We start from the raw sequence: 21,548 nt of genomic DNA on the forward strand, positions 1-21,548 counted from the left end.
GATGTTGCAGCGACCCACCCTTCTGCTCGGGATATTTGTGGTGATGGCGCTTTCAAACGCCGTCGTCCCGGTTCTTCCCGATTTTGCTGTGGGGGCGGCACTTCAGGGTGCGGTCTACTCTGCCTACTTTCTTGGCGCTTTTATCTCTGTGCTCCCGGCTGGTTATGCAAGTGACCGTATAGGGAGCGTGCCGCTCATCCGTGCCGGACTCTTTCTGACGCTTGCGAGCGGCATCCTGATCCTGCTCTCTCCCTCCGGCCTGCCGCTCATCATCTTCCGGGTTATCGAGGGGATCGGCGGCGGAATCTTCATATCGGCGACACTTGCATGGACAAACTCGCGGCCCTCAGCCGCCCGCGAGAGCGGTTACGTTATGGCGGCCCTGAACCTGGGCCTGGTAGTCGGGCTACTTGCAGCTGGTTGGCTTGATTCGGCATTTGGGAACCATCTTGCCGGGATTGCGGTCTTTACAGCGCTTGCCGTCCCAGTAACCGCGATGAGCGTCACGGTCAGGGAGGGTGAACGTGCGGGTTTCGTGAGGGCGGATGTCACAGGGATCGTGCGGAACTACTTCTGGCTTTTTATCGCGGTGCTTGTTCTGGTGGGGTTGACCGGGGCGGTGGCTGCTATATATCCTGGCTACACCGGGAACGACTCAACCGTGCTTGCCCTGCAGCTTGCGACCATCAACATTGCAACCGTCGTTGCCGTTCTGGTTACACCACGCTTCAAATTCCGGCCGGTCACGGCCATCCGGGCATCCGCGCTATTGATGGCACCGGCGGTCGCTGCGGCATACGTCACGCCCTATGTCTTTCCGATCATCGGTGCTCTCTCCGGCGTGACCATTGTCGCGGTTCTTGCGTTCCTGGCGGAGACCGGAATCCAGCAGGGAGTGATGACCGGGCTCTTCAACACCGCCTCCTACGCAGGGTTCACCCTCCTCTCTGCCCTTGCAGGGGGATTCGCTGTATGGTTCGGGTTTTTAACGACGTTCCTCCTTCTGGCAGTAATAGTGGCGGCAGTGGCTATCCCCATCGGCAGGTGTCGTTGTGAATACCGTGGCTGACGCGGAGCGCATATTACAGTCACCGTCGATAGGATCAGGTATGAAGATGTTGATCAACGGCGAGTGGTGCGACTCGGCCTCCGGGAAGGTCTTTCCGGTGCATAACCCTGCCACGGGAGAGGTCGTTGACCAGGCACCGCTTGGCGTGGAGGACGATGTCAGGGCCGCGGTGGAGGCGGCCGGAGAGGTGTTTTCAGACTGGGCCGCAAAGGAACCCAGGGTCAGGGCAAAGATCCTATTCCTGGCAGCGGAGGAGGTTCGTAGAAAGAATACCGAACTCGGGGCTCTCCTGACCGCCGAACAGGGAAAACCCATCCGTGAGGCGGTTGACGAGATCAACGGGTTTGCCAACATCCTGGAATACTACAACGCACTCTCGGCAGATCTCCAGGGAGAGTTCATGGACCTCAGGGGATACGGTCGCACAACCGTCATCAGAAGGCCGCTCGGCATCTGCGGCGCGATCATCCCCTGGAACATGCCGGCGATCATCATGGGCTGGAAGATCGGTGCTGCGCTGACGGCAGGAAACACAATGGTCGTAAAACCCGCCAGCACTGCGCCGCTGACCTGCATGCGACTCGCGAAGATCCTGGAGGAGGCCGGTCTCCCGCCCGGGGTTTTGAACGTCGTCACGGGTTCCGGGGAGACGGTCGGCCGGGAGATCGCAAGAAATCCGGCAATCCGGAAGGTCTCGTTCACCGGCGCTGTTGAGACCGGGCGGCAGGTCGCGATGGATGCCGCCCCTGCAATGAAATATCTCACGCTGGAACTCGGGGGGAGCGACCCGATGATCGTCTGCGATGATGCCGATATCCCTGCAACCGTCGAGGGCGTCATCAGGGGACGGTTCTACAACTGTGGCCAGGTCTGCACCGCGGTAAAGAGGCTCTACATCTTTGAGTCAATCGCGGATGAGTTTATCCGCCGACTGAAGGCCCGGGTCGAGAAGATCGCTCTCGGAAACGGCATCGATCGGGGTGTCGATATGGGCCCGCTGAACAACCGCCAGGGTCTTGAGAGGATCACCGGTCTGGTGAATGCCGCCAGGGAAGGCGGGGGCGAAATTATCACAGGCGGTCGGTCGCCTGAGGCTGAGGCATTGAGGCACGGCAACTTCTACCTGCCGACACTTGTCACCGGTCTTCCACGCGACTCCGTCCTCTTCACCGAAGAGGTCTTCGGCCCGGTGCTGCCTATCGCCACCGTTCATGACCTGGATGAGGCGATTGAAGACGCAAACAGCAGCCGTTACGGTCTCGGTGCGTCGATATGGACGCGGAACCCTGAGGCGATCGTCAGGGCAACGGAGGAACTCGATGCTGGAATAGTCTGGGTCAACCAGCACCTCAGGATTCCACCAGAGGTTCCGTTTGGCGGGACGAAGGCAAGTGGCATCGGACGGGAGAACGGCAGCAGGGCACTCGAGGACTACACCGAGGGAAAGGCCGTGCTGGTGCGACTGTAGCACCTTTCAAACCCTGGCATCCCCACGTGCGACAAAGACGGACAGTTTTGAGGTCTCAGATTGGCGGGACTGAAGGAAAACTTAATGTTAGCAGATAACCATATAAGAGCAGATGGTTAATGGCATTGTACTCCCCGTAAAGAAGGTTTTTTCGCTTGTGGACTCTAAAATCGTCGTCGAGATAAAGGATGACGGCAGGAAACTCAAGGGAAGGCTTGTGGCGGTCGACGAGCACCTGAACCTGCACATGGATGAGACGACAGAGTACACCGGAGATCAGCGGGGTCGCGCCCTGGGTACGGTTGTCATACGCGGCAACAATATACTGACCATTGCGCCCCTGCTCTGATTACCATGTCCGACCTGGAGGAAGAAGCACTCGGCGTCATCCAGTCCCACCGCGAAGGGGTTCTCCAGAGCGATCTCTGGAAACTCCTTGATATTGACAGCAGAAAGTGCTCCCGGATTGTAAAGCGGTTGCTGGATGCTGGTTTGATCGAACGGATCGAGTTTCGTAGTGACGGGATCAAGACATATCTTCTGAGGGCGAAGAAACGTGCCGTCGATCCCGGTCTCATCCTTGCCGGTGGGGAGGTTCTCCCGTGCATCGGTTGTGACCGGGAGTGCGACCCGGCAGGGTGCACCCTTCTTTTAGACTGGATATACCAGCTCGCCCTTGAAGAGTATAAGGAGTGATCGCTCTTCGAAAAGCGTCATAGTGAAAAGTGGTCCTGGGGGATTTGCCCCCCCGTAAAATCGGTTCAGGACAGGGAGGTCTCTCCTGGTATGTTCTTCTTCCGGCAGACAACATCGATCACACCGTGCTGCACGTTATAGGAACTGTGCACCAGATCTATCTCCCAATTGAGGTCTACTATCATCTCCTTCGCACCCCCGGTGCAGAGGGTCACAGATTTTTTATGGAACGTGACGTAGGGTGCACCGTCCGCCAGGGCGTTTGCAACCGTTGTTATGTAGATGCAGTCATCTCCCTCGATAACCTCAACCTCGGGGTCATCATAGTTGTCGTCGGAAAAATAGGGATAAATACCCTCTCCGGTCGGCCCACTGATGATGGTGAACCCGATAATCTTCGGGTCGTAATCGGGTAGATCGCTCAGGATCCGCTCCATCAGTCGCTCTATCTTTCGAAACATCTCGTCGTAAGGGTTATCCGCCATGTGTAACACTTATCCGGTATCGGTCGTTAGTCTTCTCGACAATCCCCATCTGCAAGAGGTTGCCCAGTCTTTGTTTCAGCTCATCCGTGGGCAGGCCACAAGCTTCCCTGAGTTCCCCGAGATTCAGATCGGCATGCGCGAGGGCGAGGATGATCCTCGCCTCCCCCTCGTTTGTGAAGATCCCCTCGCGCATGAACTCGGTGAACCGTGACTCGATGTCACGCTCCAGTTGTTCGAGGTTTTCCAGGAGTTCGTCATGGGCCCTGACCATCCTCCTGAACAACATGAGATCTCTTGCGATCCGTGCCTGCTGGTTCTCCTCAACGGTGGAGAGGATAACCTCATCCTGCTTCTGCAGGTTTATGATGAGATTGATGTCATGCGAGAGGTAGTAATACTTTCGCCTCCGTTCATCCTGGTATGATCCAAGGATCTGCTCTCGCTCCATCAATTGCAGATGCTCAATTACCGCTTTCGGGCTAAGCAGCAGGCGCTCGGAGATCTCTGTCACGAAACACGGCTTTTGTCTTAACAACTCAATTATTCGTCGTCTATTCCGGTTTCCCAGGATATCCAGGAGTCTGGAAACCTCGCCCCTCTCAAGCATACTAACTTAATGTTAGTAATCACAATATAAAAATTTATCATTCAAAGAGACGGTAGTTAGGCGCCTCATCTGTGATCATGATGTTATGGGGATGGCTTTCGCCATATCCCGCAGGGGTTATCCTGATGAATTTACCGTTCCTCTTCAGATCTGCTATCGTCTTCGAACCCGTGTAGCCCATCCCCGACTTCAGACCGCCAACAAGCTGGTAGATGACATCAGAGACCCGGCCGACGTAAGGGGTGACGCCCTCTACGCCCTCCGGAACAAATTTGGTCCTTCCAAACTCCTTTTTCTGGAAGTAACGGTCGCTGGACTCGCCGCTGCTCATGACACCGAGGGATCCCATCCCGCGGTACTGTTTGTAGCGTCGGCCCTTGATCGTTGTAACCCTTCCAGGCGCCTCGTCCGTTCCGGCAAAGAGGCTGCCAGCCATGATACAGTCAGCACCCGCCGCGATTGCCTTTGCTATATCTCCAGAGTATCGGATGCCACCATCGGCGATGACCGGCACATCGGCCTCGCCCGCCACCTCTGCAACGTTTGCTATCGCCGAGATCTGCGGGACTCCCACACCAGCGACGATCCTGGTCGTGCAGATTGAGCCAGGTCCGATGCCTACCTTCAGTCCATCGACACTATCCAGAAGGGCCAGGGCCGCCTGTTTTGTTGCGATGTTCCCGGCAACCACATCCACGGTGACACTCCCCTTGATCTCGCCGACCGCCCTGACGACGTTCATGTTGTGGCCATGGGCACAGTCCACCACCAGTGTGTCGGCACCCGCATCGGCCAGCATCACAGCTCGATTGAAATCAAATGGCCCTACGGCGGCGGCGACACAGAGTTTACCGCTCGAATCGCGGGTTGCACGGGGGTACTGCCTCTTCTCCAGGATGTCTCGCATAGTTATGATCCCGACCAGACACCCATCCCCATCAACGACCGGGAGACGCTCGACCTTGTTTGCGTACATCGTCTCAAGGGCGTTATCCGCCGTGATGTCCTCTGTTGCGGTGATCAACTTCCTTGTCATGTAGTCGCGGATCTTCGCATCGCCGTATTTAGGGAGGATCGCCCTTATGTCCCTTCGACTGACGATACCGATCACTTTATCGTTCTCGATGACGGGGACGCCGCCGACACCGTACTGGCGCATGATCCGCTCCACCTCGGTGACTGTGGCTTCGGGACTGACCGCCACCACCTCGCGCTCGATAAGGTCCTCTGCCTGTTTGACTATTCTGACCTCAGCAACCTCGCTCTCGGGGGTCATGTTCCGGTGAATGACTCCGATACCTCCTTCCCGGGCGATGGCGATAGCCATCGCAGACTCGGTAACCGTATCCATGGCAGCGCTCACGAGAGGTATATTGAGGGGAATATTCCGCGAGAACCGCGACCTGACATCGGCCTCGTCGGGCTCGACCCACGACTCTGCGGGTTCGAGCAACACGTCATCGAATGTAAAGGTTGTTTCCATCTTCAGTTTCTCGATGTACATAAATCACCCAATCATCATCTTTGCTCTCTCAACCAGTTCCGCCCTGATTGTGCTCGACCGGTCCCCACCACAGACCATTCCCCGGACACCTATGATATCCGGGTTGATCCGTTTCAGGGCATCCAGGTCTTCAAATCTCAACGAACCGGCAAGGGCGGTCTGCAACCCGAGTTCACGGTTATGTTCTACAAAGAGGGTAAGTGTCTCCTCATCCATGAACGTAAATAGGCCCTTACCATCTTTAACTCCTGTGTCGATCATTGCCACGTCAGCCCCGGCATCCGCAACCAGCGGACTGATGGCGAGTGGCGAGATCGTGCCAAGCCTATTAAAATCAGCGTAAGCCGCGATTACAACGTATCTCTCGGGAAACTCTCGTTTCACCGCGGTGGTTACCGCCTTGATGACCTCACGGGCACGTTCAACGCCGTCGAACATCAGGCCGACCTTGACATAATCGGCGCCGGCGTGGGCGGCACCGAATGCAGAAAGGGCTGCGGTTCCAGGTTTATACTCATTGTCCCCGATTGCAGCACTGACAGGTTTACCGCCGGCGATCTCCTTGATCTCATGGATGATCCATGGAAAATTAGCGCCCAGAGAGCCTTCAGCAGGTCTTTTCACGTCAATGATGTCAGCGGAAAGCGAGGCTTTTGCCTCTTCGATACTGCTTGGGCTGACGAGTAATTGCATAGAAATTAATGATCCTTCACCCTAATAGTGATTACGTTGAGGACATGGAACTGATTCTTGCAGTAGATCTTGCCGGCGGAGTTGTGGTGCATGGTAAAGCAGGGAACCGTTCGACCTACCGGCCGCTGACATGGGGGCTGGCGCCATCGGCCGAACCTGAGGCCTACATATCCACCCTTTTGCCCCGGTACCTCTACATCGCAGACCTGGACAGTATCCAGGGCGGGAGACCACAGGACGACCTTGTCAGGCGCTGTGCTGCAATGGTTGAGCGGTGTTATCTGGACAGGGGTTGCCGGTCGCCTGCGGACTCCTCAGCGGTCGAGGGTGTGACGCCGGTCGTCGGTACCGAGACGGCGGCAGCGAGTATCGATGACCTTGCGGCCTACCCGGGTGGCTATCTCAGCATCGATATCAGGGGTGGTCGGGTGCTCCCCTGGGGGATAACTCCGGTGGAGATGTTACGTTTTGCATCGGAGTTCGCTTTCGAGGGCTGCATCATCCTGAATATCGGTGCTGTGGGGACGGAGAAGGGCCTCAACCGACCAGACCTGGAAGAGATGAGGGCATGCTACCCCGACCGCCTCCTGTATGGCGGGGGAGTAGCAGGGGTCGATGACATCCAACTCCTCACCGATATCGGGTTTGACGGTGCGATCGTCGCGACCGCCGTCCATCGCGGCACCTTGCCGCTTGAGTGGCTTCGGAGGGGGCAGCCCTGCTGATCACCATCGAGGGGATCGATGGCAGCGGGAAGACCACACTTCTTGCACGTCTCCACGATCTCCTTGTTGACCTTGACCCCCTCTTCACCCGCGAGCCCGGTGCAACCTGGGTCGGCGATGCGGTGCGACGGGCGGTCGCCGAGCGGCTCGACCCGATCACCGAGGCGCTGCTCTTCTGCGCTGACCATGCCGCGCACATCGACACCGTGATCCGGCCCGCGCTCCGTGCGGGGCGGACTGTCATCTCCGATCGTTACGCCGACTCAAGGTTTGCATACCAGCCTGTCGTCCTGGAAGGCGTGCTGCCCGATCCGCGGGAGTGGCTGCTCCGGATCCACGATGGATGGTCGATCCGGCCAGACCGGACGTTCCTGCTGGTTCTCCCGGTTGAAGATGCTATATCGAGGCTCGATCCAGAAAAGAAGAGAGAATACTTTGAGAACGCCGGGATCCTTGCACGTGTGCAGGAGAACTACCTGGAGATCGCCGCATCCGATCCTGCGCGGTTTGTCATCGTCGACGCGCTGCTCGAGGAAGAGGCGGTTGCCAGGTTCGTCGCAGACGAGATCAGGGCTTTTGCCCGATCGTCACGACGAGATCCCCGAGCGTGAGGACGTCCACATCCTCTCCCGCCACCCGGTAGGTGACCTTCGGAGTGAAGGCATCGGGGGGCACTGCAACCTCCTCGCCATCGACCATAATGGCTGCAGGCGGGTTTTTAAGAACCTCCGGTGGAAGAGTTTTAACGGCCTCCATGAACCCCCGGGCGCGACCACGGAGGGTCGGCCCGATGACTGCCATGTTGAACTCGACTCCTGTCACGACCTCCTCTAGTTGCGGCGTGCCGGTCACCCACTCCAGATTGGCGACGAGCGCCCGGCCGGCATCACCGGCATCTTCGAGCGGTTCTGGCGCGTAAGCGATCACGTGTCCGAGCGGGGCGTTCAGGGCCATGCCGCGGTCATGCTTGTACCGCCTGAGTTCTGCAACGGTCTTCACCAGAAGGTCGCCCTTACGCTGCGCATCCTCATCGGTGTACTCAAACTCCGGCCAGGTCTCTTTATGCACGCTCCTACCGGTGAGTGTATGGTAGCACTCTTCGGAGAAGTGCGGTATGATCGGGGCGAGGAGGCGGAGGAGAACATCCATGGTCGTCCTGAGCGCGTTGCAGGCGCTTGCTCTCCCCTTTTCATCATCCCCATACAGACGGCCTTTAACGATCTCGATGTAGTCGTCGGCAAGGGTGTTCCAGGTGAACTCCCGTATAGCCCGGAGCGCCCGATCGAACTGGTAGCCCTCCATTGCAGCGGTTACATCCGCTACCGTCCCGGAGAGACGGACGAGCAACCAGCGGTCGGAGAGTTCGCTCACCGGTGCAGCAGGGTCGGCGCCCTTTTCGAGGTGCCCCATGACAAACCGGAAGATGTTCCATAGTTTAGTCTGGAACCTGGATGCGGCGATGACGTCGTTCCAGTTGAACATGATGTCCGAACCTGTCGCTGCGCCCGCTGCTCCCCACTGCCTGAAGGCGTCTGCACCGTATTGCTCGATGACGATCTCAGGGGAGATGATGTTGTTGCGGCTCTTGCTCATCTTGAACCCGTCTTCGCCGAGCACCATTCCGTTTATCAGGATCTGCTCCCAGGGGTGGCTCCCTACCAGAGCCTTTGCCCGGAGGATGGTGTAAAATGCCCATGTCCTTATTATGTCGTGACCCTGGGGACGGATCTGGGCGGGGAAGAAGGGAGGTTTTTCTGCGGATCCGTCCCAGCCGGTGACGTGGAGCACAGATATCGATGAGTCCATCCAGGTATCGAGCACGTCCTTCTCGCCGACGAACTCGTTTCCGCCGCAGTTCGGACAGGGGTGTCGAGGTTTATCGATAGTTGGGTCGATCGGGAGCTCCTCTTCGGCTGGGAGAACAATCTCGCCGCAGGTGGTACAGAACCAGACGGGAATGGGAGTCGCGAATATCCGCTGTCTGGATATACACCAGTCCCACTCCATGGATCTGACCCAGTTCTCCATCCGCGTGAACATGTGCTCCGGGATCCAGGAGATCTTCCGTGCCGCTTCCAGGATCTCGTCATGGTGGACCCGGACAAACCACTGCCGTTCCGAGAGGATCTCGATCGGGGTCTTGCAGCGCCAGCATGTTCCGACGCGCTGTTCGATCTCTTCCTGCCGTTTCAGTATCCCGGTTCTCTCCATATCGGCAAGGATCGCCTCCCTGCAGGCCTCCGAGCTCATGCCTGCGTACGGCCCCGCGATCCCTGTCATGACCCCATTCCGGTCGATTGCTTTACGTAGTTCAAGGTTATGCTCTTTCCACCAGTAGACATCGGTCTTATCGCCGAATGTGCATACCATCACTGCCCCGCTGCCAAACGAGGGGTCGACGGCGGGATCTTCGATCACCGGGACCTCGTGGCCGAAGATCGGGACGCTGAGTTTCTTCCCCCGAAGCCCGGTGTAGCGTTCGTCTTCGGGGTGGACTGCCACCGCAACGCAGGCTGCGAGCAGTTCAGGTCGGGTGGTGGCTATCTCGATGCCATCGAAGTCAAAGTAGTTGAGTCTGGTGTTGCGGGGAACGTAGTTTACCTCGGCAAACGCGATGGCCGTTTCACAGCGGGTACAGAAGTTAACCGGATGCTCGCTCTGATAGATGTCGCCGGCTTTGAGCATCCGCAGGAACGACACCTGGGTCTTCCTGTAGTACTCGGGGAGCATGGTGATGTACTCGTGGCTCCAGTCGATAGAGAACCCGAGACGTCGCATTGTCGCCCGCATCTTCTCGATGTTCCCGATGGTGAGGTCGTGGCACATCTCCCGGAACTTCTCCCGTGATACGTCGTTTTTTGTTATCCCGTGTGTCTCTTCGACTTTCACCTCTGTGGGTAGGCCGTGACAGTCCCACCCCTGCGGGAACATTACATTGTAGCCGCGCATGCGTTTGTATCGGGCGATAAAGTCGATATAACACCAGTTTAACGCATTACCGATATGGAAGTTGCCGGTTGGGTATGGTGGGGGGGTGTCGATGATAAACCGGGGTGCGGGCGATGAAGTGTCGAAATAATTGTCTTCATCCCGCCAGATTGACTGCCAGCGCCTCTCCACTTCTTCGATATCGTAGTTTTTGGGTAGTTGATGTGACGGCGACATTTTCAGCTTATAGTCTCTCTCTTCTCTCGGAAATATAATGTTCGACGTTACTTTCATCCCGCCGCGCCCTGTGCTGTCACCATACGGATTGGTGGTAAAAGCGCGGGAGACTTTGAGTGTCAACCCTAAAGGCTTTGTTCCTGTAGTTTCAACCATGTTATGAATGACAAAGTGGCAGGGGCTGGTTCTTGCATCGGTGCTCACTCTGGTCTTTATAGGCCTTGCCCCTCTGCTCCAGCCACCCTGGTTGCTCACGTTGTTTCTCGTTTTATTCTCGCTACTTCTCCTGCTCATCAGGGATACTCGCTATATATCGCTGTCTATAATAGCACTTGCCGTGCTCTACTGTTTGGGCTGGCTCTCGACGTTTGTCTTCACCTGCACGCTTGGTATCGTCGTCTTTGGTGAGGTGGCGTTCCGCCTCACAGGCGGTGGGCATGCCTCTTATATTTACCACATGCTTGCTGCAATCGTTCTGTCGATCGCGGTGATGTTCTACCTCAATTACACCGTGGCCCTTGTTGCCCTGATGGGTGTGGTTGCTGCGGTCCTCCTCCGGGCAGTTCTCGGCGGGCGGGACGACGCGTTGATGGTCGAGGCGCTCGGCGTCGCGATGACCATGTTCCTCTTTGAGGAACTCAAGTATGAAGTCGATCTGAGCATTCTCATCGCGGCGGTAGTTATTGCATTTGGATTCGGATACACCTCCTACCACCTCAGAGTGGCCGATATCAGCGGCCTCTTCTCCGGAGCTATGATCGGGATCATACTGATAGTATTTGCGGACGTCCGCTGGTTCCTCATCATGCTCACCTTCTTCATAATCGGCGCAGGTGCAACCCGTTACCGCTACGCTGATAAGGAACGGTTCGGCGTCGCGCAGGAGCACGGGGGGGTGCGCGGATACTTTAACGTATTTGCAAACGGTCTTGTGGCAACAGGCGGCGCCATACTCTATGGTATATTCGGGAACCCGGCGTTTGTGGCACTATTCATGAGTAGCGTCGCCTCGGCCTCTGCCGATACCGCGGCAAGCGAGATAGGGGTGACTGGAAAGACGCCATACCTGATCACTACGTTCAAACCCGTGCCCAGGGGAACAAACGGTGGGGTGACCCTGCGCGGCGAGGTTGCGGCCATCCTGGCATCGGTCATCGTTGCTGCTGTTGCCTGGGCGATGGGCGTTGCCGACCCGAAACTTGCCCTGGTAACGCTCATTGCGGGGTTCATCGGCACCAATGTCGACAGTCTGGTAGGGGCAACGCTTGAAAACAGCGGCAGGATCGGCAACTCTGGCACAAACCTGACCGCCACGTTCTTCGGCGGGGTGGCGGGGATGCTGCTATATATGCTCTGGTAAGCCCGATCCCGGGAATCTCCCCCGCTAGATCCCGATTCTGGAGAGAGGATGAAAAATAGCCCCCTCCAGAACTAACTGGATCTTCAGCCTTCTTTTGCCGTAGATCTGCACTTCAAGGCTCAAAGATCGCTCCCCTTGCAAAAGTACACTTGTTCCATGACCAGATATTAGATCCTGGTAACTTAAAACCGGAAACACGTGGGAGACTCTGGAGAAGACCCCCTGCACAGCCTTCCAGGGCGGTGTGGATGGTCAGCGAAGGCGGTTCGACCTGAGATGCATGAGACAGAGGCGATTATCCATGGATACCGTGCCGGGAAGGGCGTCTCTCCAGATCGTCTCGCTCACGCTCCCTGTCCACGGCCATCCAGGTCTATCGCCGATCACTGCCCGCCCCTTGAGGGGGCGGGAGGAGGCCGCGATAGCGGCCTGGAGGTGGGGGGATGGTCAGCGAATACTGTTCGTCGACACACTGCCATGGAGGTATCTACTGGTCTCAACACAACCCCATCATAGAGATCCTGTTTCTGCCCCCATGGTATGGCCCTCCCTGGCAATCACCCTGCACTGCTCCCACCCCCATGGGGTGGAGAAAGATAACCTTCGCTTTATGTGGAGTTACTGAACCGTGGTGCTCCGGGAGCAGAATATCTGCCGCAATGCCCGGGTTGGTGAGGATAAGGTCTCGCAAAATAAGTTTGAACGGCATGTTTACGAGGATTGTGCTGGTGTTTCTGAATAATTGTAAAGATACCGCTGTTGTGAGTGTACTTCTGGTATGGGTGACAATTACAGCTTCCGTTAACCAGAAGACAATGACCCGGAAGGTGGCTGAATGGTGAAATCTGCAGCAGGAGAGCAGACCACGGAGACATCTTCATTGGGAACCATCTACTGAGCATCAGGGTCACAGGTTGTGGGGATGTTCTACTCCCGGTCCGGAAAGGCGTTCCCGGTGAGATGCCAGGACAGTAGGGGACGTGCCCGGGTGAGATCTCTTCTCACTCAGGTTCACAGTGAAAGCATCCTGAAACCCTGTCTCCGTCGCCGTGCACCACCGGGCCGCGAGGCTGTTCAGCGAGAAAAAAACCATCCTGTGACCATGCGTGAGAGAGGGGGGAACGTTTCCGCCACCCCGTCAACCACCACGTGACGATTCCATCAAGATACTGCGCCAGGAAGGTTACACACCTCCTCGGGGTCACTGTAAACCCCCTCAAAAGCCGTTTGCACCTGTTGTTCCTCCAACTTTCGTATCCTTTTTTACTCCTTGGCGCCGAAGATTATAGAGAAATGGGTCAGGCAGTGTCAATATTCGGCGTTGCCATGGGAGGTTGAACATTATGGGAGTCTGCGATCCAAGGCCTTTTTTGAAGTGGGCTGGTGGAAAAGGTCAGCTTTTGAGCGAGTTTGAGACCCGGTTTCCACAGGCTGTGAGAGAGGGTCGCGTTTCTACATACGTTGAACCTTTTGTGGGTGGAGGGGCCGTTTACTTCCACGTCACCAGTAAGTATGCCTTTGAAGATTGTCATATCTTTGATATCAACGAAGATCTCATCCTGGCCTACATGGTTGTCAGGAATGACGTTGACGATCTGATTGAGATGCTGGGGGATTTGGAGACCACGTACCTTAATCTGGACGCCAAAAAGCGACATGAATTCTATTACACAGTTCGCCGCGACTACAATGAGCAGAGACCATCAATTCAGCTGAACAACTACAGCAAAGCATGGATTCAGAGGGCAGCGGCCCTTATATTCCTCAACAGAACATGTTTTAACGGACTGTTCAGGGTCAACTCAGAAGGTTCTTTCAACGTCCCGTTTGGTCGGTACAGGAACCCAAAGATTCTGCGTGAGGAACTGCTGCGAAGCGATTCGGAACTCCTTGAAAACACAGTGATACATCATGGCGACTTCTCATCGTCTGCTCCCTATATCGATGATGACACCTTCGTCTACTTCGACCCGCCATACCGCCCGCTGAACCGGTCGTCGAGTTTCAACTCGTACTCAAGGGAGGGGTTTGGTGACGATGAACAGCGACGTCTTGCCGCGTTTTTCAGTGACATGGACGCCAGAGGAGCGAGGCTGATGCTCAGCAACTCCGACCCGAAAAACCAGGATCCCTCGGATAACTTCTTTGACGAACTTTACGCCGGTTATTGCATTGAGCGTGTTCCTGCCCGTCGTATGATCAACTCTAACGGTGACCGGCGGGGAGTGATTAACGAGATCATAATCACAAACTACAGGCCCGTTTCCACCGATCGTCTGGCCTCCACCTTCAATTTTGAACCTGCACCATCCCTTGAGCCCTAATCTCGTGGTTGCAACGCGCGATAGATCCGTTTGAGGATTGGTTATGCCTCAGAGTGGCCCTATCAGAGATGGGTCTCGCGGTACACTCCTGACCGCTCGCTCCCTCTCGCTACTTTGAGATCTCGGCGTAGTAATAATCACCGGCAGCGATCTGCTCGCGGTCAAGGAACGATCCTGGCTTGTTGATCCGCGGTCTCCCGCTCTTATCCCGGCGGAACGTGATCCCGAGCGCCTTGAGGAACCGGTTCATGCCCGCCGCCATATCAAACGGTCCGGCGGCCCTACCCTGCACCCCGGGTTCGCCCTCAAAGACCAGGATCCTGTCGCTGATCATATCGATGACGTAGATGTCGTGGTCGATCACGAGCGTGCTTGCCTCCCGGCTCTCAGCGTGTTTTCGGATCATTCTGGAGATCCTCACCCGCTGCTCCACATCCAGGTGGGCGCTCGGCTCGTCCAGGATGTAGAGGTCAGCGTCGCGCGAGAGGCAGATTGCTATCGCCACCCGCTGGAGTTCGCCACCGGAGAGAGTATTCACAGGCGCCTGGAGCATCTGGGAGAGGGAGAGAGGTTCCAGGATCTCGTGCTGGTAGTAGGAGGTATCAAACTTCGTCGTAGTCTGCCGGAGGATCTCCTCGACGGTTGCTTCAATATCTCCCTTGAGGTACTGCGGCTTGTAAGATATCCGCACCCTCCTGTCCATCGTTCCGGTATCGGGCTCGATCACACCAGCCAGGAGTCCTGCGAACGTGCTCTTTCCTATACCGTTTGCCCCGAGAACACCCAGAACCTCCCCCTTACGGATCTCTCCTCCTTCTACAGAGAGCATGAACCGGTCGAACCGTTTGGTCATCGCGGGGAACTCAAACAGAACCTCCCGGTTGGTCGCGGCGGTGTGCGCCCGGGTATCGAAAGCAACCGCATATGAGCGGAACCTGACGTTCTCCTCCGGCAGGAACCCTTCAAGGTACTGATTGATCCCCACCCGGACACCCTTTGGGTGTGTGATGACACCGAATACCGCCGGTTCACCGTAGGCAATATGCACCGTGTCGGCGAGCATGTCGAGTATGGCAAGATCGTGCTCGACTATCACAACCGGGCGCTCCATCGCGAGTTCCCTTACAAGGTTTGCGGCAGCCATCCGCTGGTAGACGTCGAGATAAGGTGTGATCTCGTCCAGGAAATAGAAATCGGCGTCCCGTGCGAAACTGGCGGCAAGCGCTACCCGCTGGAGTTCGCCACCGGAGAGTGTCCTGATCGGCCGGTCGAGGAGATTCGTGAGCGATAGCCGCTCGATATAGTATCCCAATCTGCCGCGTTCGTCGGTGGTTGCCAGGAGTTCACGAACCGACCCTGAGAAGACTTTCGGGATCTGGTCAATGTACTGCGGCTTCACGGCAACCTTCACACTCTTCTGTGAGAGTAGTTTGAGGTAATCGAAGAGTTCAGTCCCCTGATAGAGGTCAAGGACTTCGTCCCAGGTGACTTCTTCATCGCTCCTGCCGAGGTTTGGAACCAGCATCCCCGAGAGTATCTTGACCGATGTGCTCTTCCCGATACCGTTTGGTCCAAGGATGCCCGTGACCTTCCCCTCGACCGGGATCGGGAGACCGTAGAGGACGAACCCGTTCCTGCCGTAGCGGTGTATTGGCTGGTCGAGGTGCTCGGGGAGGTTGACTATATCGATGGCATCAAACGGGCATTTCTTCACGCAGATACCGCAACCGACACAGAGTTCCTCGGATATGACGGCTTTCTGGTCATCACCTATGATGACTGTCTCATCCCCCGTTCGGACGCGCGGACAGTAGAGTACACACTCTGTTCCGCACTTAACGGGATGACATCTATCCCGGTGTACAACGGCAATGCGCATGGGTGATCAGATAAGGACGGTGGTCGTAAGGAGGATCGTCCAGGTCATGAACCAGAGTGCAAACGTCATAAAACTCTGGTAGAACCAGTCCTTAGTGGATAGTTCCATGTAATCGACCCCGATGAACATGAAGACGTATTTCTGGAATACAACGCCCGCTGCGAGGAGGAGTATACCGATAATGGCGTTCTCCTGAAGACCTGTTGCTAGGTCGGGTGTGCCGGAGAGGTAGAATGATAGTCCCCCGACCAGGATACCCATGAAGCAGGCTACAAGCGTCCGTTTTATCCGATTCCTGTGTTCGACCTGTTTCTCGGCACGAGTCCGCGGCCGTGTCTTATCGGTATCTTCTTCTATCGGTTTCTCGCTCATCGTGACACCCGTCTTACGCCATTCCTGGAGATGAGACTCCCCCCGGGACGGCGACCCGGCGAGGGAAGAATTTCTTTCCCGGCCACTCTCCTGGATTGACAAATTACTACAGTACTGGGAGTTCTCCGGTTATAAAAGTAGGTAACACCATGACATAAGGGGCCCCCTCCTGACCGGGACTGTTCTCCAGGCATCACTCGATCTTGTAGCGCAGGAGCGCCGCCACACCACCGATCGCCTCCAGGCGCTCTCCAGGCTCGAACTCGGTGCTCATAACCACTACAGTGGTGTTGATCTGCTCGGCCTGCTCGATAAGTGTTGAGATATCCTCATCACGGAGCAGGATGTCGGTGACCAATACCGTATCTGCGGCGCCGTAGGTGACCGCTTTACGAACCTCATCTATACCGTAGGCTACGGCACCACCAGTGGCTATCCGGAGCAGGACCTCCTCCATAAGCGTGACCTCACGCCCAAGGTGGAGATCGCCGAGCAACCTCTCGATGACCCCCTGTCCGATGACCTCCTGCACAGCGCCCCGACCGACCCGGCGTGTCTCGACGGTGACCATACGCCCGGCCAGGTCGGGAGCGCGTGTCTTTACATAATCGACGAACTCGTCCTTCACGAACCCTGGCCCCGCGACGACGAGAGGCCCGGTGACCGCCGAGACCGCCTCGAGAGTCTTCTCAAAGAGCGCCGATCGGGTACTGCCTGTCTCGGCACCCTTGCTGCTGCCGAGTGTTATGGTGGTAACCCATTCAGGGCCGAACTGACGGAGACGGTAGACCTGGGCCTCACCCTCCTCGATGCTCACGACGTGGACAACACCGTATTCAGAGGCGGCGACGGCCCGTCGGATCCGCTCACAGTCGACGGCGCGCCAGTGTTTTATGACAGAGATCTCAAATCCGGTTTCGATATTCAGGGTATGGTGCGCGGATACGTCCACTCCGCTCTCGATGATGCCGGAGACCCTGAGGCGGTTTGTGTGCTGGTGGAACTCCACTCTCTCAACACGGATCCCGAGCCTGACCGGCCGTTTCTCAACCTTCTCTGGGCGGATCTTATCGGTTGCCGTCTCCACACCGCGGAAGGTCGTCGCAAAGACGAGATCCCCTGGCCGGATCAGGTGGGAGAGGTGCCAGAGGTCGTCGAGCGTCTCAGGGAATAGACGAATCTCGCCAAACTGTTTCTTCATCTCGCGGACTTCGGCCTTCATGACTCTACGAGATCTGATCCTCCAGGCGGGACAAACGCAGCAACCGCCTCGGTGTTCAGGGCGTTCTTGAGCCCTTTCCACTCGTCCTCCGGGAGTCTCTCCCTGAGCGCCCGTACAACCTTTTTTGCTGTGTCGTTTGGCTCAAACTGCCCCGGCCGGAGTTCAACCCACGCCCTTGCACGCCCGGAGACGGCAGTGGGCGGACCGCCGATAACGGCTACTTCCGGTGAGACCTGAAGACCGATTGCCACGGCCAGGGGGACGTTCCTGAAGTACTGACGTTCACCCCGGACGACGAAAGCGCCTCTTGCCACGTACTCCCCGGACTCGGCAGTCTTGCTCACCTGTTCGGGCCTGGCGGCATAGACGTCGGTGGTAAAGTGTCCGGCTTTCCATGCGTTGGAATAGGATGCGGCGAACTGTGCCACCTCGTCCATGCGTTCGGTCATGCCCTTCACGATGACCACGCTCCCACCATGGACATCGGCGTGGACAAAAAGGTCGCCGCCCTCCAAGTATTTCTTGACGAGTTCCTCGTTCTGAGAGGCGTCACGACCGCCGATGACAAGGACACCGTCGCTGGTGACGAACCAGCGGAACCGGTGGTACCACCGCTTCTTCTGGAGAGGGATATCCCGTTTTTGCCGGGTTTTCTCCGGGACAGCCCGTGCCATCGCCGCGACAGCACCTGCCTTCTTCTTCTTGAACTTCTTGATCTGGTCGTAGTAACGGCCGAGGTTCTGTTCGATAGTCTCGTGTACGTAGACCTTAACCCGCTCCCCCTCGAGGTCGAGTTCAACCGCTGCCTCGGCGGGATGCACCGCTCGGACCATCTTTGCTGCCGGGTTTTCGCGGTTTGACCTGAGTATTTGCTCGATCTCCTGCCAGGAGCGGGTTCTGCTGGCCTCACCGAGCGTTGCAAGGATCCCGGCAACTGTCTGGTAGTTCTCGTAGATCGCTTCAACGACCCGTTCGTAGCGCTCAATCTTCTTCTCAAATCCCCTGATCGCCTCGGCCTGGCGCTGCCGGATCACCTCTTCACGGGAGAGACGGGGTTTTTCGGGTGCAGCCTCTTTCCCCTCCCCCGTTACCGGCGGATAGAACTTATCCAGCGCCTCGCTGAAGGTCGAGAATCGCTTGAGAACCTCTTCGCCGGGGAGCACTATGGGCCAGCATCCCGTGGTTGTGATCACCGGTTGGCGGTGGCGTTCGGCATCGACCATGAGCCTTCCGAGTGCCTCCCTGACAGTGTCGGCATCAACCTCTGCGGCAGGGGCACTCTTATCCACCCCCGCCATCCGGCAGACCGCTTCGGCGTATGCGCCTCCGAGGAGACAGTCTACAGCGAGCGTCCGGACGATATCGCGCTCAGACGCCGCAACCATCGCCCGGAACTCGTCAGGGGAGAGGGTTGAGCAGTCAGGCCCCCCTGTGACATAGACCGCGCCCGGAACCACCTCCCGGTTCCTGAACCTGTGGTGCCAGAGGGGTTTGATGATGGTATATGTTTCATCGCAGAGGACCACGTTCCCCTCATCAAATAACTCAAAGATGAGGTGATAGGTCGTGTCCCTCTTCCCGATATCCAGGCATATCGCGCGTTCAAGCCCGAACTGATGTATGCAAAGCACCTTCCCGCCGTCCAGGTGCTTTCGAAGCAGCATCGCAAAGGCGGGAGGGTGTTTTGGGGGTGTCGGGAACTCTGCGGTGAAGTGAGCTCGTCTTCCGGCCTCCACGATCAGCAGGTATTTCGCCCGATCCTCCCCGTTCAACCTGATACCCAGGGTCTTTGTGTCAAACTGGTAGATCTTGCCGACCCAGAGTGGGAGGCGTTCGGAGGCCTCTGCAACGAGAGCCCGGAGGTCGATCCCGCTCATGCCCTGTTGTGTCGCCATTGATTCAGAATAGGTACGGCCCGCTACCTAAATAAGGACACGGCCGGGATGCACGGGTCAGGGTGGAGACCGTCAATCCAATGCCTTATGTCAGGCCCCCGTCAGATGAACCTTTCCAGGGGCGTCTGGGGATATGCAATCACCGTAGAAATAGAATTTCTGTTTCATGCAGGAGAGCCTGGTGAAGCTGCCTGGTGGTGCTGGTTTTCTGCAGGGTGTATAACTTTTAGGAGCATGTTGAGACATGGGATGGGGCGTTCCGCCCCCCACCGCCGGGGGGGGTGATACTCCGTCTATACGTCACCAGGGAGTTATCTCCTCTTACCCAGGTTCACGGTGAAATCCTCCTGGAAAATCCCGTTTCCGTTCCGTGCACGTATCCCCTTCGGGGCAATCGGCACGCGCTGCCCCCGTCCCTCACAGGGAGTGGTCGACGAAAGGCGTTCAACGCGAGCGGTTCGATGTAGGGGTGAACGCTAGGGGGTGTGGTTTGACGATCCCCTGACCCCCTTTCGCTGAGGCTTCGGATCTCCCGACAGACCTGATGCGGTGGCGCTGGCACATCTTGTAGGCCAGATAAGCGTAGGTAGCCCTGACTTAAGCGGTGAGGGCTTTTCCAAAAAGGCAACGGATTTAGCGACAGCCCTGAAGACGATAGTATGCCCACCGTATCGCATTCAAGGAACTCCTCGAATGGTAGTTGTCCCGTGCAAGAACCGCTGAGTATGACCCCCTGGTTAATTGGGGTTACGTAGATGGACCGAGCGGGATTTGAACCCGCGGCCTCTACCATGCCAAGGTAGCGATCTCCCCCTGATCTATCGGCCCGTCTTACTCTATAGCGTTGATCCCGATCACATAATAAGGGTTAGGGCAGATCGCCCCGCTATCTCCTCAAGGCAGGAGCCTGGAGGCGGGATAGCACCCGTTCCCGCGCATCTTCCATCTTCGGACGCACAACGGGCACACCATTCCTGACACACGGTATAAGGAGTGGCACCGCATCCTTCGGTGCAGGGGTCTGGGCAGGGAGTGTAAGGCGCTGGCCGTCGGTAAGTTCATAGACCTGTTTCACGCCGCTACGTTTTCCCCGCTTTGCAAACGGTCGGCCCTTGAGTTCCACAATATCCAGGGCAAAGTCGATTACAGGAGCGTTTGCAATCGCGCCGCCGATACCGAAGGCATCGACGATGTCGTGGTAGGCGGCGACATCCGCACGGGTTAGACCACCGGAGAGGAAGATCTTCACCCCCGGGTATCCGTGAATATCCAGCTCCCAGCGCACCTCCGCAACTATCACCCTCAGATCACCCCGTCGAGACCGCGGCGTGTCAAGCCGGACGGCCTCCGCCCCGCAGGCCGCCGCCCTGACGGCCTCATCTTTTTCATCGGAGAAGGTGTCTGCAAGCATCACCCGCGGCACATCGGGGCCCGCACCATGCGCAAACGCAAGCCAGGCATCCTCCGGCGTCGGGTAACACATCACAAATGCGTGTGGCATCGTCCCGGCAAGCGGGATTCCCTCCGGCGCAGCGGTGTTACTCACGCCGTCCACCCCGCCGATCCAGGCCGCCCGCTCGATCATCGCCGCGATCGCCGGGTGTTGCCGGCGCGAGCCAAACGAATATACCGGTCGCCCCGCTGCGGCCACCTTCATGTGGGCGGCAGCCGTCGCCACCCCTGACGCATGGCAGAGAAAACCCAGGATTGCGGTCTCGTAGACCGCAAAGTCCCTGTAGCGCCCGGAGATCCGGATGACCGGCTCGTTCGGATAGAAGATCGAACCCTCCGGCATCGCGTCCACATCCACCGGGAGACCTTCGAGAAGATTGATCGCATCGTCAAGACCGCAGAAGACCGCCCATGGATCCGGGAGCGACGCCGCAGTCACCTCCATCGTGACCTGCGGGTTGACACCGTCCTGCTCCATAACCTTCACAACACGCTGGAAGTAGACGTCTGTGCACTCACCGTTCCTTATCGCATCCTCTCCGACCACCTCAAACCGGCCCATGATCATTCCGGTTGGCGCAGGGGAAAGTAAATATTTACTAAACCTGACGCTCCGGTATCGTATGGTGAGC

General features: G+C 57.3%; 18 protein-coding genes and 1 tRNA gene. 8 read left to right on the plus strand and 11 right to left on the minus strand.

The annotated features are described in order from the left end of the window. Position 1 precedes the first annotated feature (1 nt). From QMC91_RS00805 to QMC91_RS00820, 4 genes are all read left to right on the plus strand, one after another. The gene (locus QMC91_RS00805) at positions 2-1,069 is read left to right on the plus strand and encodes an MFS transporter (RefSeq protein ID WP_300233958.1); all 1,068 of its coding nucleotides are present in this window, start codon (positions 2-4) and stop codon (positions 1,067-1,069) included. A 40-nt stretch (positions 1,070-1,109) separates the two neighbouring features. After that, on the plus strand, positions 1,110-2,537 hold the full coding sequence (locus tag QMC91_RS00810) for an aldehyde dehydrogenase family protein (RefSeq protein WP_300233961.1): 1,428 nt from the start codon (positions 1,110-1,112) through the stop codon (positions 2,535-2,537). Between the two features lie 112 nt (positions 2,538-2,649). After that, positions 2,650-2,886: an LSM domain-containing protein gene (locus QMC91_RS00815; RefSeq protein ID WP_300233964.1), complete on the plus strand. Its 237-nt coding sequence runs from the start codon at positions 2,650-2,652 to the stop codon at positions 2,884-2,886. A 5-nt stretch (positions 2,887-2,891) separates the two neighbouring features. Next, positions 2,892-3,233 carry an Lrp/AsnC family transcriptional regulator gene (locus tag QMC91_RS00820; protein ID WP_300233967.1) on the plus strand — a complete coding sequence of 114 codons (342 nt, stop codon included), beginning with the start codon at positions 2,892-2,894 and terminating at the stop codon, positions 3,231-3,233. A 65-nt stretch (positions 3,234-3,298) separates the two neighbouring features. On the opposite strand, the gene QMC91_RS00825 is transcribed toward QMC91_RS00820, so the two are convergent. From QMC91_RS00825 to QMC91_RS00840, 4 genes are read right to left on the minus strand one after another with little or no spacing between them, the layout of a single operon-like run. Beyond that, positions 3,299-3,694 (minus strand): hypothetical protein, encoded by a 396-nt coding sequence (locus QMC91_RS00825; RefSeq protein ID WP_300233972.1) that lies wholly within the window; start codon positions 3,692-3,694, stop codon positions 3,299-3,301. A gap of 13 nt (positions 3,695-3,707) precedes the next feature. Then, entirely contained in the window at positions 3,708-4,325 is a 618-nt protein-coding gene (locus tag QMC91_RS00830; protein WP_300233974.1) for an ArsR family transcriptional regulator, read from the minus strand. A gap of 37 nt (positions 4,326-4,362) precedes the next feature. Beyond that, the gene (gene guaB / locus QMC91_RS00835; protein WP_300233975.1) at positions 4,363-5,829 is read right to left on the minus strand and encodes an IMP dehydrogenase; all 1,467 of its coding nucleotides are present in this window, start codon (positions 5,827-5,829) and stop codon (positions 4,363-4,365) included. A 3-nt stretch (positions 5,830-5,832) separates the two neighbouring features. Then, on the minus strand, positions 5,833-6,522 hold the full coding sequence (locus tag QMC91_RS00840; protein WP_300233978.1) for a (5-formylfuran-3-yl)methyl phosphate synthase: 690 nt from the start codon (positions 6,520-6,522) through the stop codon (positions 5,833-5,835). Positions 6,523-6,566: 44 nt separating this feature from the next. On the opposite strand from QMC91_RS00840, the gene QMC91_RS00845 reads away from it, so the two are divergent. Further along, positions 6,567-7,247 (plus strand): HisA/HisF-related TIM barrel protein, encoded by a 681-nt coding sequence (locus tag QMC91_RS00845; RefSeq protein ID WP_300233981.1) that lies wholly within the window; start codon positions 6,567-6,569, stop codon positions 7,245-7,247. After that, positions 7,241-7,858 (plus strand): dTMP kinase, encoded by a 618-nt coding sequence (gene tmk, locus QMC91_RS00850; protein ID WP_300234128.1) that lies wholly within the window; start codon positions 7,241-7,243, stop codon positions 7,856-7,858. Before QMC91_RS00845 ends, tmk begins: the two co-directional genes overlap by 7 nt. Here tmk and QMC91_RS00855 read toward each other — a convergent pair. Continuing rightward, complete coding sequence (locus QMC91_RS00855) at positions 7,815-10,412, minus strand: valine--tRNA ligase (protein ID WP_300233983.1); 2,598 nt, start codon at positions 10,410-10,412, stop codon at positions 7,815-7,817. The two genes, tmk and QMC91_RS00855, sit on opposite strands and share 44 nt — an antisense overlap. A gap of 163 nt (positions 10,413-10,575) precedes the next feature. On the opposite strand from QMC91_RS00855, the gene QMC91_RS00860 reads away from it, so the two are divergent. Both QMC91_RS00860 and QMC91_RS00865 read left to right on the plus strand, forming a co-directional pair. Beyond that, positions 10,576-11,772 carry a DUF92 domain-containing protein gene (locus tag QMC91_RS00860; RefSeq protein WP_300233985.1) on the plus strand — a complete coding sequence of 399 codons (1,197 nt, stop codon included), beginning with the start codon at positions 10,576-10,578 and terminating at the stop codon, positions 11,770-11,772. Positions 11,773-13,115: 1,343 nt separating this feature from the next. Next, complete coding sequence (locus QMC91_RS00865) at positions 13,116-14,096, plus strand: DNA adenine methylase (protein ID WP_300233987.1); 981 nt, start codon at positions 13,116-13,118, stop codon at positions 14,094-14,096. Between the two features lie 109 nt (positions 14,097-14,205). Here QMC91_RS00865 and QMC91_RS00870 read toward each other — a convergent pair whose 3' ends face one another. The 6 genes from QMC91_RS00870 to QMC91_RS00895 all read right to left on the minus strand — a co-directional run bounded on the left by QMC91_RS00870 (position 14,206) and on the right by QMC91_RS00895 (position 21,478). After that, positions 14,206-15,975, minus strand: coding sequence for a ribosome biogenesis/translation initiation ATPase RLI (locus tag QMC91_RS00870; RefSeq protein WP_300233989.1), 1,770 nt, complete (start codon positions 15,973-15,975; stop codon positions 14,206-14,208). Positions 15,976-15,981: 6 nt separating this feature from the next. Next, complete coding sequence (locus QMC91_RS00875) at positions 15,982-16,347, minus strand: hypothetical protein (protein WP_300233992.1); 366 nt, start codon at positions 16,345-16,347, stop codon at positions 15,982-15,984. 193 nt (positions 16,348-16,540) lie between these two features. Beyond that, a complete protein-coding gene (locus QMC91_RS00880) occupies positions 16,541-17,569 on the minus strand; it encodes an mRNA surveillance protein pelota (protein WP_300233995.1) in 1,029 nt (342 codons plus the stop codon). Beyond that, a complete protein-coding gene (gene rqcH / locus QMC91_RS00885; protein WP_300233997.1) occupies positions 17,566-19,464 on the minus strand; it encodes a ribosome rescue protein RqcH in 1,899 nt (632 codons plus the stop codon). Before rqcH ends, QMC91_RS00880 begins: the two co-directional genes overlap by 4 nt. 756 nt (positions 19,465-20,220) lie before the next feature. Beyond that, positions 20,221-20,292, minus strand: a tRNA-Ala gene (locus QMC91_RS00890). 58 nt (positions 20,293-20,350) lie between these two features. Beyond that, the gene (locus QMC91_RS00895; protein WP_300234000.1) at positions 20,351-21,478 is read right to left on the minus strand and encodes a nicotinate phosphoribosyltransferase; all 1,128 of its coding nucleotides are present in this window, start codon (positions 21,476-21,478) and stop codon (positions 20,351-20,353) included. Positions 21,479-21,548: the final 70 nt, after the last annotated feature.

This window comes from Methanoculleus sp. (genome assembly GCF_030019085.1).
Lineage (GTDB): Archaea > Halobacteriota > Methanomicrobia > Methanomicrobiales > Methanoculleaceae > Methanoculleus.